Source organism: Streptomyces sp. NPDC002076, assembly GCF_053593835.1.
The window spans coordinates 16,141-28,902 of sequence record NZ_JBSFDI010000017.1 but is presented as its reverse complement, the minus strand read 5'-3'; the positions used below and the strand labels follow the sequence as shown (position 1 = coordinate 28,902).

Here is a 12,762-nt window from a genome sequence, read left to right as displayed (position 1 = left end):
TACGAGAGTCCGCCATGTACGAGCTGTCCCGGGTCCGCCTCTACTCCATCGGTCCCGCCGGTGCGCGCTACGCCGACACCGTGCTTGACCTGCGGGGCGTCGGCGAGCCCGTGCCCGACCCGGCGCCCACACAGGCGGAGTTCTTCGAGGCGGAGCCGTCCGGCCCGCCGCGCCGGCCCGCGCCCGCGGGCGTGCTCTTCCTGGAGAACGGCGGCGGCAAGTCCGTCCTGCTCAAGCTGATCTTCTCGGTGATGCTGCCGGGCCACCGCAACACCCTCGGCGGCGCCAGCTCCGGTGTGCTGCGCAAGTTCCTCCTCGCCGACGACTGCGGGCACGTGGCGCTGGAGTGGCAGCATGTGCAGACCGGCGAGTGCGTCGTCGTCGGCAAGGTGAGCGAGTGGCGCGGACGGCAGGTGTCCAACGACCCGCGCAAGTTCGCCGAGGCCTGGTACTCCTTCCGGCCCGGCCCCGGACTGAGCCTGGACAACCTGCCCGTCGCCGAGTCCACCGCCGTACGGCCGCCCGTGGAGGGCACCTCGGGCGCCCAGGGCCGGCGCCGCACCATGAAGGGCTTCCGCGACGCCCTCATGGAGGCCGGCAAGGCCTACCCGCACCTGGAGGTGCACTGGGAGGAGATCCACGACCGCTGGATCGAGCACCTCGGCGACCTCGGCCTCGACCCCGAACTCTTCCGCTACCAGCGGGAGATGAACGCCGACGAGGGTGAGGCGGCCGGGCTCTTCGCGGTCAAGAAGGACTCCGACTTCACCGACCTGCTGCTGCGCGCCGTCACCGACACGCGTGACACCGACGGCCTCGCCGACCTGGTCAGCGGCTTCGGCAACAAGCTCGGCCGGCGTGCCGAGCTGATCGCCGAACGGGACTTCACCGCCGGGTCGGTCGACCTGCTCGGGCGGATCGTCGAGGCCGCCGAGGCCCGCTCACGCGCGCGTGACATCCACGCGGGCGCCGAACGCCGTACCCGCACCCTCGCCCGGCGGCTGTCCGCGCGGGCGGTGCAGGAGCGGGTGCGCGCCGCCGACCTCGCCCAGCGGGTCACGGCCGCCGCCTACGCCGTCACGCACTCCGAGGGCGCCCGCGAGCGCAGCGCGCTGATCGCGGCCGAACTCGCCTACCGGCACGCCTCCCTGGCGCTCGCCGCCGCCGAAAAGTCCGCCGCCGCGCAGAAGCGCGAGCTCGCCGACGCCCGCACCCTGCACTCCGCCTGGCAGGCCGCCGAGGCCGTGCTGCGCCACCGTGCCGCCGCCGACCGCGCCGCGCGCGTGTCCGCCGCCATCCAGGAGGCCGAGCGGGACGCCGCGCCCGCGCTCGCCGCACGTGCCAAGGCCGCCGTGGACCTCGTACGAGCCCTGCACGCGGCCGCCGAGAGCGCCGAGACCCTCGCCAACGAGGAGGAGGAGCGCTCCGGCGCCCTCCAGGAGGTCGGCGACTGTGCCTACCGCGACTCCACCACCGCCGCCACCGAGGCACAGCGCGCCCGCAGTGAGGCCGGGCATCTGCGCCAGCGCCTCGCCGAGGTCGAGCAGGAGACTGCCGAGGCAGTCCGGGCGGGCTGGCTCGACGACAGCGCCCCGGACGCCGACCCGGCACGGGCCGCGCTCGCCGCCAGCGACGCCGAGAAGAGTGCCGTCGCCGCCTGGGACACGGCCCGCGAGGCCGCCCGCAAGGTCACCGAGCACGCGCGCGAGGCGGCCGCCGCCGAGTCCCGCGCGGAACTGACCGCCGCCCGCGCGGCGGACGCCGCGACGGCGGCCGAGCGGTCCTACGAGGCCGAGCGGCGCCTCGCCGAGTCCCTGGCCGCCGAGGAGCGGCTGGCGGAACTGCTCAGCCTGCCCGGTGCGCCCGGGACGGGCCGGGCCGACGTGCCCGGACCCCGGACCGGAGCCGACGACAACCCCGGCGGCGGGGCCGGCCCGGCAACGTCCGGAGCAGGCGCGTCCGGTGCCCGTTCCGAAACCGGGACGGCCCCGCACGGCCGGCCCCCAGGCGAAGGCCCCCTTACCCCCGAGGAACTCGACCGTTTCGCCGACGAACTGCGTGAACTGCTCGATGACGCCGTCTCGACCGCCGAACGGCACCTGTTCGAGCTGCGCACCGCCGCCGCCGACGACTCCCGGATCCTTGGCGCGCTCGGTGATGGCGGACTGCTGCCGCCCGGCCCGGACGTCCTGGCCACGGTGGAGTTCCTCGGCGAGCACGGCATCCCGGCGCTGCCCGGCTGGCGCTATCTCGCCCAGGCCGTCGACCCCGCCGACCACGCGCGTGTGCTCGCCGCACGCCCGGAACTGGTCGACGGCGTGATCATCACCGACCCCGACACGCACGCGCGTGCCCGCGAGGCGCTCGGCGACGCCGCCCTGCTGCCCCGCTCCGCCGTTGCCGTCGGCACGGCCGCCGCCCTGCTCGCCCCGCCGCCCGCCGACAGCGCCGCCTCCGGGGACGTCTTCCTCGTGCCGCCTAACCCGGCCATGCACGACGAGCACGCCGCCGACGAGGAACGGCAGGCACTGCGGGCGCGGGCCACCGAGCGGGACGAGGAGATCCGCACGCTCGCCGCCCGCCTCGGCAAGGACCGCGAACTGGCCGCCCGGCTCGCCTCCTGGCGCACCGGCTGCCCCGCCGGACGCCTCTTTGAACTGGCTCAGGCCGCTCAGGAGACCCGCGCGTTCGCCGAGGAGGCCGAGGCCGAGCTGGCCGAGGCCCGCACGGCGCGCGCGGAGGCCGACGAGGCCGCCGCCGAGGCCGCGCAGGTCCGCGACGAGCGGCAGGAGGCCGCGCAGAAGGCCCGCCGCGCCGCCGATGCCCTCGCCGGCCTGGCCTACCGCCTCCGCGAGCGCGCCGGCTGGCAGGTGAAACTCCGCGAACTCGCCGACGAGGCCGCCGAGTCCGAGGCCCGAGCCCAGGCCTGCCTGGAGCGCGCCCGCGCCGCCGACGAGGACCGCCGCGCCGCCCAGCGAGCCGCCGACGACGCCCGCCGCACCGCACGAGCCCTGCGCGCCGAGCGTTCCGAGATCGCCGGCGCCCCCGACGACGTACCCGTCGAGGACGCGGACGCCCCCAAGGCGTCCCTGCCCGCCCTCCGCGAGGCCTACCGGGCCGCCTCGCAGGTGTACGAGAAGGTCGGCGTCGGTGCCGACCTGCGCGCCGAGCAGGCCCGCGCGGAGAGCGACGAGAGCGCCGCCCGGGCCGAGCTGGACCGGCTCAGCAACAAGGTCCGCACCCGCGCCGAGCAGCTGCTGCAGTCGCCCGAGGGCTCCGACGGACCCTCCCGGCAGGCCGCCGCCGCCCGGGCTGAGGAGCTGGTGCAGCTCCTGGAGACCCGTATGTCCAGCGCGAGCGAGCAGCTGGGCCGGCTGCGCGGCGAGGCCGAGCGGCACGCCCCCGAGGACGGTGAGGCGCACACCGAGCTGCCCGAGGAACTCGTCCCGCGTGACGCCGAACACGCCCAGGCGCTGCTGCGCACCGCGACGGGCGAGCTCGCCGCCCGCACCGAGGCGCTGGCCGAGGCCCGTGAGGCACACGCGGAGCTGCTGGAGGCCCACCGGGCCGCCGAGGACGCGGCCGGCGGCTTCGACGAGATCGCCGCGATGCTCCGCGACCTGCTGCGCGAACACGCCCCCGAGGAGGAGCAGGAGGAGCCGGAGCCGTACCCCGGCAGCCTGGAGGAGGCCCGGCACTCCGCGGCCGAGGCCCGCCGCTCGCTGCGGGGCTGCGCCGCCGACCTGTCCGCCGCCGAGTCGGCCGTGCGCGAGGCGAGCGACGTCCTCGTCCGGCACGCCAACTCCACGCGCTACGAGCAGGTCCGCACCCCCGCCCGCCAGCAGATCCGCGAACTGCCCGCGTCCGCACTGCCGGAGCACGCGCAGAAGTGGGCGGACGCGTTCGCGCCCCGGCTGCGCGTCCTGACCGACGAGCTGGCCCAGCTGGAGCGCAACCGCGACTCGATCGTGGACCGCCTGAGGGGCCTGGTGGAGTCGGCCCTCGCCACGCTGAGGTCGGCCCAGCGGCTGTCCCGGCTGCCGGAGGGTCTCGGCGAGTGGTCCGGCCAGGAGTTCCTGCGCATCCGCTTCGAGGAGCCCGACCAGGCCACGCTCACCGAACGGCTCGGCGAGGTCATCGACGACGCCACACGCGCGGCCGTGAAGAAGAACTCCGACCTGCGCCGGGACGGCATGTCGCTGCTGCTGCGGGGAGTCGCGGCCGCACTTCAGCCGAAGGGCGTGGCCGTCGAGATCCTCAAGCCCGACGCCGTACTGCGCGCCGAGCGCGTACCCGTGGGCCAGATGGGCGATGTCTTCTCCGGCGGCCAGCTGCTCACCGCGGCGATCGCCCTGTACTGCACGATGGCCGCGCTGCGAAGCAACGACCGGGGCCGGGACAAGCAGCGGCACGCCGGCACGCTGTTCCTGGACAACCCGATCGGCCGTGCCAACGCCACCTACCTGCTGGAGCTGCAGCGGGCCGTGTCGGACGCGCTCGGTGTGCAGCTGCTGTACACCACCGGTCTGTTCGACACGACCGCCCTCGCCGAGTTCCCGCTGGTCATCCGCCTGCGCAATGACGCCGACCTCAGGGCCGGCCTGAAGTACATCAGCGTGGAGGAACACCTCCGGCCCGGACTGCCCCAGCAGCCGCAGGCCGGAGAGGCGGTGCACAGCGAGATCACGGCGACGCGGATGTTCAGGAAGCCGGTGTCGAACACGCCGTAGCAGCCGGCCGCGAGGAACTCAAGGGCGCGGCATCACAGGTGGGACAGCTGCCCGGTGCCGCCCCGGCGGCGTATGCGGTCCTGCTCGCGCAGGGCCGCGCGCTCCGCGCGCCGGCGGGCGCGCCGCTCGCGGCGGAGTGCCCGGGCCGTGCTGCTCGGCTCGGAGACCACGCCGTACCGCTGGTTCCACACCTGGCGGGTCACCCACACGTCGACCACGGCCCAGGTGGCCACCACCGTGCTCGCCACACTGCTGATCACCATGGGGAAGGCCAGCCAGGACTCGGCCAGCGTGCACAGGAACGCCACCATCGCCTGGATCAGCGTCACCGCGATGATCAGCAGCGCCCGCACCGCCGCCGTACGCACCGGATCCGGCATCGGATGGCGTCTGGCGGGTTCCTCGACCCACAACGGCCGGGAGTACCGCTGCTGTCCGCCGGTGGACTCCCTGGCGCGCCCCTGCGCCGGAATGTCGCGATCCGGTGCCTCCGGGCCCCGCCGGGCCGCCGAGCGCCCCGCCACGCTCTTCTCGGGCGCTTCGCGCCACTCCGTCGTGCCCATCACCCGTGTCACTCCCCACCGCCAGCAGACCGCTCGCCCCGGTGTCACAAGACCCCGGCTCCCCAGTGGCTGCCCGGCTTGCGCTGTTTTACGCCGCCGGGATGCGGGATGCGGCACCTGTGGCCCATTCCGCCCCCATTTCCCGTACAGAAGGACGAACGACCTCGCCGGAAGATTCCCGACGGGGAAGAAAACCAGCCAACCGCCCGGTCAAGACATCTCCGTCCGGCCGGGCGCGGCGGCGGGATCGCGGTGGCAATCTCCCGCAATGCCCGGACAACTCGCCATCTCTCGCCGCGGGAGCGGAAGTTCGTCCTCCGGACATGTCTTCGAGTTAACTGTGAGGCGGTAGTAGGCTCGCGCCGTTTGTTGACGGACATGTGCGCCCCCGACCGGCGGGGGTCGAGCTGGGGGAGGCCATGCGCTTTCGCGGGAAGTCGATCCGCCGGAAGATCGTGGCGCTGCTTCTCGTGCCGCTGGTGTCCCTGACCGCCATCTGGGGCTTCGCAACGGTACTCACCGGGCGCGAGGTCGCCCGCCTGTTCCAGGTGACGGACGTCAAGCAGGACATCGGCTTCCCCGCCGAGGACACCGTCCGCGTACTGCAGCAGGAGCGCCGCCAGACCCTCGTCTACCTCGCCGATCCGAGAGCCGCCGACAGCCTGTCCGCGCTGCAGCGCACCCGCGCCGCCACTGACCGGGCGATCGCCACGATCCGCAAGAACGCCGGCGACCACGACGTCGTCGACAACATGGACGCGGACGACAGCGAACGCCTCACCGCCGTCCTCGACGCCTTCGACGGCCTCGGCTCCCTGCGCCGTGACGTCGAGCAGCGCACGGTCACCCGCGCTCAGGCCTTCGGCCTCTACAACCGCCTGGTCGACCCCTGCTTCACGCTGTTCGCCGCCCTCGAAGGCATCGACGACGTCGATCTGGACACGCAGGAACGCGCGCTGGTGAACGTCAGCCGCGCCCGTGAACTGCTCTCCCGCGAGGACGCCCTGCTCGGCTCCTCCCTCGTCGTCGGGCGGCTCACGCGCGAGGAGACCCGCGACATCTCCGCCCTCGCCGCCCAGCGCAGCGTCCTGTACGACGTCAGCCTGCCGCTGCTGCCGGCCGCCGACCGCGAACGCTACGAACGCTTCTGGAAGGACGCCACCACCGCCCCGCTGCGCACGGCCGAACAGACCGTCATCGGCACGGACTCCGGCACGCCCCGCGGCGTCACCGCGCAGAGCTGGGACTCCGCGGCGGCGAGCGTCCTGGACGCACTCGGCACCCTTGACGACCAGGTCGGCGACCGCCTCCAGGACCGTACCCACCCGGTGGCCATGGGCGTTATCCTGCAGGCGGCCGTCGCGGGCCTGCTCGGCCTGGTCGCGCTCGTGTTCTCCGTCTTCCTGTCGGTCCGGATCGGCCGCGGCCTCATCCGTGACCTGCGCCAGCTGCGGCTGGAGGCGCACGAGGCCTCCGGGGTGCGGCTGCCCAGCGTGATGCGCCGGCTGTCCGCGGGTGAGCAGGTCGACGTCGAGACCGAGGTTCCGCGCCTGGAGTACGACAAGAACGAGATGGGCGAGGTCGGCCAGGCCCTCAACACCCTGCAGCGGGCCGCCGTCGAGGCCGCCGTCAAACAGGCCGAACTGCGCTCCGGAGTCTCCGAGGTCTTCGTCAACCTCGCCCGCCGCAGCCAGGTGCTCCTGCACAAGCAGCTCACGCTCCTCGACACCATGGAGCGCCGCACCGAGGACACCGACGAACTCGCCGACCTCTTCCGCCTGGACCACCTCACCACCCGTATGCGCCGGCACGCCGAGGGCCTGGTGATCCTCTCCGGCGCCGCCCCCTCCCGGCAGTGGCGCCGCCCGGTGCAGCTGATGGACGTCGTACGTGCCGCCGTCGCCGAGGTCGAGGACTACGAACGCATCGAGGTACGGCGGCTGCCGCGGATCGCCGTCACCGGCCCGGCAGTCGCCGACCTGACCCACCTCGCGGCCGAACTCCTGGAGAACGCCACGGTCTTCTCGCCCCCGCACACCGCGGTCCAGGTCCTCGGCGAGCGGGTGGCCAACGGCTTCACGCTGGAGATCCACGACCGGGGTCTCGGCATGACGGCCGAGGCGCTGCTGGACGCCAACCTGCGCCTCGCCGAGACCCCCGAGTTCGAACTGTCCGACACCGACCGGCTCGGCCTGTTCGTGGTCAGCCGCCTCGCCCAGCGGCAGAACGTACGGGTCTCGCTCCAGCCGTCGCCCTACGGCGGCACCACCGCGGTCGTCTTCATCCCGGACGCACTGCTCAGCGACGACGTACCGGACACCAACGGCCTCGGCTTCCGCCTCGACCGGGACCGCCCGGCGAAGGGGATCGGGCAGGCGGGCCGCGGCGCCGGACGGTCCGCGGCACCGGCGCAGCTGCCCGGCGTGCCCACCTCACTGCTGGACGGCCCGGTCGAACTGGGGGCGCCGGTGGATCTCGACGCCATCGACGACTTCCCCGGCGTCCTGGGGGACGAGGACAGCGAGCGCGGAGGACTGTTCCGGCCCCGTCGCACCCGCGCCGGCGACGAGGCGTCGTCCCCGTTCGCCGACCGCGCGTCACGCGACGAGACCGACGACCGCGGTCCCGTACCGCTACCGCGGCGTCAGACTCCCAAACTGGTCAGCTCGCACGGCAGGCCCGTCACCGGCCAGCGCCCCCGCCGCGACGAACCCGACCAGCTGCCCTCCGTCTCGTCCCGTCGCCCCGAGACGGGCGGACCGGCCCCGCTGCCCTCCCGCCGGCGCACCACGTCCTCCCGCCGGGGCGGGTTCCAGGAGCACGATGTGGCTCCCGCCGAACTCAGGGACGGGTTCCAGGAGCGCGACGCGGCCCCCGCCGAACTCACCGACCGAGTCCAGCAACCCGGTGCGGCCTCCGCCGATGGCGCCGGCACGGCGCCCGACGTCCCGGCTCTGCCCCGGCGCACCCGGCCGTCCGAGCCCTCCGCCGCCGACATCGACAGGGCGCCAGACGTCCCGGCTCTGCCCCGGCGCACCCGGCCGTCCGAGCCCCCCGCCGCCGACGGCCCGGGCGCCACGGGCCGGTCCGGCGCCGGACCGGTCGAGCGCGTCGACCCGGGCGAGCACGCCGGTGAGGAGTCCCGTCCCGGTGGCCCCAGCGGCCACACGCCCGGACAGCCCGCCGAAGCGTCGGGCGACGAGCCGGCCACCGGGCCCTTGCCCCGGCGCATACGTCAGGCCAGCCTCGCCCCGCAGCTCAAGCAGGACACCGCCCCGCGCGCCGAGCGCGCGGCGCAGCCCGCCGACCGCGACGCCGAGGAGGTCCGCAGCCGTATGGCCTCGCTTCAGCGCGGCTGGCAGCGCGGCCGGGAGGAGAACGCAGGGGGCGACGGAGACCAGACCGGCACAGCACAAGGAACGACTAAGGGGGACGGTCGATGACCGCACCGAAGGCGACCGGCCACACGGCGACCGACAACGGGGGGCTGAACTGGCTTCTGGACGACCTGGTCGACCGGGTCGCCAGCATCCGCAAGGCCGTCGTCCTGTCCGGCGACGGGCTCCCGACTGGGGTGTCCAAGGATCTGACCAGGGAGGACGGCGAGCATCTGGCCGCCGTCGCGTCCGGCTTCCACAGCCTCGCCAAGGGCGTGGGCCGTCACTTCGACGCGGGCGGCGTCCGGCAGACGGTGGTCGAGCTGGACGACGCCTTCCTGTTCGTCACCGCCGCCGGGGACGGCAGCTGCCTCGCCGTCCTGTCCGACGCCGACTCCGACGTCGGACAGGTCGCCTACGAGATGACGCTCCTGGTCAAGCGGGTCGGCGTGCATCTGGGCACCGCCCCGCGCACCGATCTGCCCGCAGGCGGGTAGTGGGATGACATGAGCGCAGACGGTCAGGTAAGAAACCACTGGTTCGACGACGAGGCCGGACCGGTCGTCCGTCCGTACGCCATGACACGCGGCCGTACCACGAGTCCGGCCCAGCACCGGCTCGATCTGATCGCGGTGGTCGTCACGGAATCCGGCGCGGGCGACCCGGAAACGGATCCGGCGCTGTCGCCCGAGCACGTGGAGATCGTCGGGCTCTGCCGCGGCGAACCGCAGTCGGTCGCCGAACTCGCCGCCGGCCTCGACCTGCCGATCGGCGTGGTGCGGGTACTCATCGGCGACCTGGTGCATGCGGAACTCGTCCATGTCACGCGCCCGGTGCCACCGGCCGAACTGCCCGACGAGAGCATTCTGCGCGATGTGATCAACGGCCTCCGGGCGCTGTGACCCGTCCGGCAAGACCTCTCGAGCAGGAGAAGAATCCGATGATCCTCGGGCGTTCTGAGCGCGGCAAGCCCCCGGTCGAGCCCGTCACGCTCAAGATCCTGGTGGCCGGCGGCTTCGGCGTGGGCAAGACCACCCTCGTCGGAGCGGTCAGCGAGATCAGGCCGCTGCGCACCGAGGAACTGCTCACCGAGGCCGGCCGCCCGGTCGACGACACCAGCGGTGTGGAGGCCAAGCACACCACCACCGTGGCCATGGACTTCGGCCGTATCACCCTGCGCGAGGACCTGGTGCTGTACCTTTTCGGCACTCCCGGGCAGGAACGGTTCTGGTTCATGTGGGACGAGCTGTCCGAGGGCGCGCTCGGCGCCGTCGTCCTCGCCGACACACGGCGCCTCGAGGACTGCTTCGCCGCCGTCGACTACTTCGAGCGGCGTGGCATCCCCTTTCTCGTCGGCGTCAACTGCTTCGAGGGAGCGGCCCGTTATCCGGCCGAGGCGGTCCGGCAGGCCCTCGACCTGGACGACGGCGTACCCGTCCTGCACTGTGACGCGCGGGAGCGGGAATCGGTCAAGGAGGTACTCATCGGAGTCGTCCGGCATGCGATGGAGTACGCGGCCGATCGCCGCCAGGCCGCCCTCGGCTGATCCACGGGCACGGCCCGTACCCCCGCCGACCGGGGTACGGGCCGTGGTCCGGTGAGGAGCCCTCACGCGCGCGTGCCGCACAAGGAGCCCTCACGCGGGCGTGCCGCACAAGGAGCCCTCACGCGCGCGTGCCAAGGGATGAACGCTCACGCGCGCGTGCCGCGCACCGTCACGCGCCGTCCTCCTCCAGCCAGCCGAGGCTCTTCTCCACGGCCTTGCGCCAGTTGCGGTACTCGCGGTCGCGTACCGACGGCTCCATCGCCGGCGTCCACTCCGCGTCCTGCTGCCAGTGCGACTTCAGCTCGTCCAGGTCGCTCCACACGCCCGTCGCCAGGCCGGCCGCGTAGGCGGCGCCCAGGCAGGTCGTCTCCGACACCCGGGGCCGGCTGACCGGGACGCCGAGGACGTCCGCCTGGTGCTGCATGAGGAGGTTGTTCTTCGTCATGCCGCCGTCGACCTTGAGGGTGGTGATCCGCACCCCGGAGTCCTGGTACATGGCGTCCACGACCTCCCGGGTCTGCCAGCTCGTCGCCTCCAGCACCGCCCGTGCGAGATGGGCCTTCGTGACGTAGCGGGTGAGGCCGGTGACGACACCGCGCGCGTCGGAGCGCCAGTAGGGCGCGAACAGGCCCGAGAACGCGGGCACGATGTAGGCGCCGCCGTTGTCCTCGACGCTCGCCGCCAGCGTCTCGATCTCGTCGGCGGTGCTGATGATCCCGAGCTGGTCGCGGAACCACTGGACCAGTGCGCCCGTTATCGCGATGGACCCCTCCAGGCAGTACACCGGCGCCTCCCCGCCGATCTTGTAGCCCATCGTCGTCAGCAGTCCGCTCTTGGACGGCACCGGCCGGGTGCCGGTGTTCAGCAGCAGGAAACTGCCGGTGCCGTAGGTGTTCTTCGCGGTGCCCACGTCGTAGCAGGCCTGCCCGAAGACGGCGGCCTGCTGGTCGCCCAGCGCGGAGGCCACCGGCACCCCGGCGAGCTGCCCGACCGCCGTGCCGTACACCTCGGCGGAGGACCTGATCTCGGGCAGCACCGCCTCGGGCACGTTCATGGCCGACAGGATGGCGGGATCCCACTGGAGCGTCTCCAGGTTCATCAGCATGGTGCGGCCGGCGTTCGTGACGTCGGTGACGTGCCGGCCGCCCTCGGTACCGCCGGTGAGGTTCCAGATCAGCCAGGAGTCGATCGTCCCGAAGGCGATCTCGCCGCGTTCGGCCCGCTCCCTGAGGCCTGGCACATGGTCCAGCAGCCAGGCCGCCTTGGGCCCGGAGAAGTAGCTGGCCAGGGGCAGCCCGGTCTGCTCACGGAAGCGGTCCTGGCCGTCGGTGCCGCCCAGTTCGTTGCACAGGGCGGCGGTGCGGGTGTCCTGCCAGACGATCGCGTTGTGCACGGGTTTGCCCGTGGCGCGGTCCCACAGGACGGTCGTCTCCCGCTGGTTGGTGATGCCGAGCGCGCTCAGCTGGTCGGCGCGCAGCCCGGCCTTGGCGAGTGCCCCGGCCACCACGGCCTGCACCTTGGACCAGATCTCGGTGGCGTCGTGCTCCACCCAGCCCGGCTTCGGGAAGATCTGGCGGTGCTCGCGCTGGTCGACGGCGACGATGGCGCCGCTGTGGTCGAAGACGATGCAGCGGCTTGACGTGGTGCCCTGGTCGATGGCGGCGACATAGGTGTCGGCGGTGTCCGTCATGGCAGTCCCCTGGGTCGCTGGGTGTACGGAACGTGGCGTACGGATCGCGCAGTGAGGTACGGGCGATCAGAACGCCGCGTTGTAGATGACGCCGGCGAGTGCCCCGCCGATCAGGGGCCCGACGACCGGTATCCAGGCGTAACCCCAGTCCGACGTGCCCTTGTTGGGGATCGGCAGGAACGTGTGGACGATGCGCGGCCCGAGGTCGCGGGCCGGGTTGATGGCGTAGCCGGTGGGCCCGCCGAGGGAGAGCCCGATGCCGACGACGAGCAGGGAGACGATCAGCACAGTGGTGCCGGACTCGCCGAGCCCCTTCGTCAGCCCGAACGCGAGGATCGGCAGCACGAGCGCGATGGTCGCGATGATCTCGGTGATGAGGTTGGCGACCGGGTTCCGGATCTCCGGGATGGTCGAGAAGATGCCGAGCGTGGGCACCGGTTCGTCGGCCGTGCCCTCCGTCGTGCCCTCCTTGCGGATGTTGGCCTGGAACTGGGCGAGGTAGACCAGATAGGCCAGCACGGCCCCGAGCATCGCGCCGACGAGCTGGCCCAGCAGATACACCCAGACCTTGCCCCACTTGCCGGTGTCGACGGCGATGCCGAGGGTGACCGCCGGATTGAGCTGGCCGCCGGAGAGGGGAGCGGCGGTGTACGCGCCCGCGAGGACGCCGAAGCCCCAGCCGAACGCGATGACGACCCAGCCCGCGGCCCGCGCCTTGGAGTATCTGAGAGTGACGGCGGCGCAGACTCCGGCACCGAAGAGGATCAGGATCGCGGTGCCGATGACCTCGCCGACGAAGATGTCTCCGTTGCTCATGACGGCTCCCTTGGCGCCGGTAGGGGGCGGTGAGCCCCGG

8 protein-coding genes are annotated in these 12,762 nt (G+C 73.2%); 5 read left to right on the top strand and 3 right to left on the bottom strand.

Annotated elements, in window-relative coordinates:
• Positions 1-14 precede the first annotated feature (14 nt).
• A complete protein-coding gene (locus ACWCQS_RS30825) occupies positions 15-4,730 on the top strand; it encodes a hypothetical protein (RefSeq protein WP_451007496.1) in 4,716 nt (1,571 codons plus the stop codon).
• Between the two features lie 32 nt (positions 4,731-4,762).
• Here the strand turns inward: ACWCQS_RS30825 and ACWCQS_RS30820 are convergent, their stop codons facing one another.
• A complete protein-coding gene (locus ACWCQS_RS30820) occupies positions 4,763-5,293 on the bottom strand; it encodes a hypothetical protein (RefSeq protein ID WP_451007495.1) in 531 nt (176 codons plus the stop codon).
• 419 nt (positions 5,294-5,712) lie between these two features.
• Here ACWCQS_RS30820 and ACWCQS_RS30815 point away from each other — a divergent pair, with 419 nt between their 5' ends.
• The 4 genes from ACWCQS_RS30815 to ACWCQS_RS30800 are packed head-to-tail and all read left to right on the top strand — an operon-like array spanning position 5,713 to position 10,216.
• Complete coding sequence (locus tag ACWCQS_RS30815) at positions 5,713-8,736, top strand: nitrate- and nitrite sensing domain-containing protein (protein WP_451007494.1); 3,024 nt, start codon at positions 5,713-5,715, stop codon at positions 8,734-8,736.
• A complete protein-coding gene (locus ACWCQS_RS30810; protein ID WP_450983250.1) occupies positions 8,733-9,167 on the top strand; it encodes a roadblock/LC7 domain-containing protein in 435 nt (144 codons plus the stop codon). The genes ACWCQS_RS30815 and ACWCQS_RS30810 overlap by 4 nt, the downstream gene beginning before the upstream one ends.
• Positions 9,168-9,176: 9 nt before the next feature.
• Positions 9,177-9,572, top strand: coding sequence for a DUF742 domain-containing protein (locus ACWCQS_RS30805; RefSeq protein WP_451007493.1), 396 nt, complete (start codon positions 9,177-9,179; stop codon positions 9,570-9,572).
• 38 nt (positions 9,573-9,610) lie between these two features.
• Positions 9,611-10,216, top strand: coding sequence for a GTP-binding protein (locus ACWCQS_RS30800; RefSeq protein WP_450983252.1), 606 nt, complete (start codon positions 9,611-9,613; stop codon positions 10,214-10,216).
• A 169-nt stretch (positions 10,217-10,385) separates the two neighbouring features.
• Here the strand turns inward: ACWCQS_RS30800 and glpK are convergent, their stop codons facing one another.
• Positions 10,386-11,906: a glycerol kinase GlpK gene (glpK, locus tag ACWCQS_RS30795; protein WP_451007492.1), complete on the bottom strand. Its 1,521-nt coding sequence runs from the start codon at positions 11,904-11,906 to the stop codon at positions 10,386-10,388.
• Between the two features lie 66 nt (positions 11,907-11,972).
• Positions 11,973-12,722 (bottom strand): MIP/aquaporin family protein, encoded by a 750-nt coding sequence (locus ACWCQS_RS30790; protein WP_451007491.1) that lies wholly within the window; start codon positions 12,720-12,722, stop codon positions 11,973-11,975.
• Positions 12,723-12,762 lie beyond the last annotated feature (40 nt).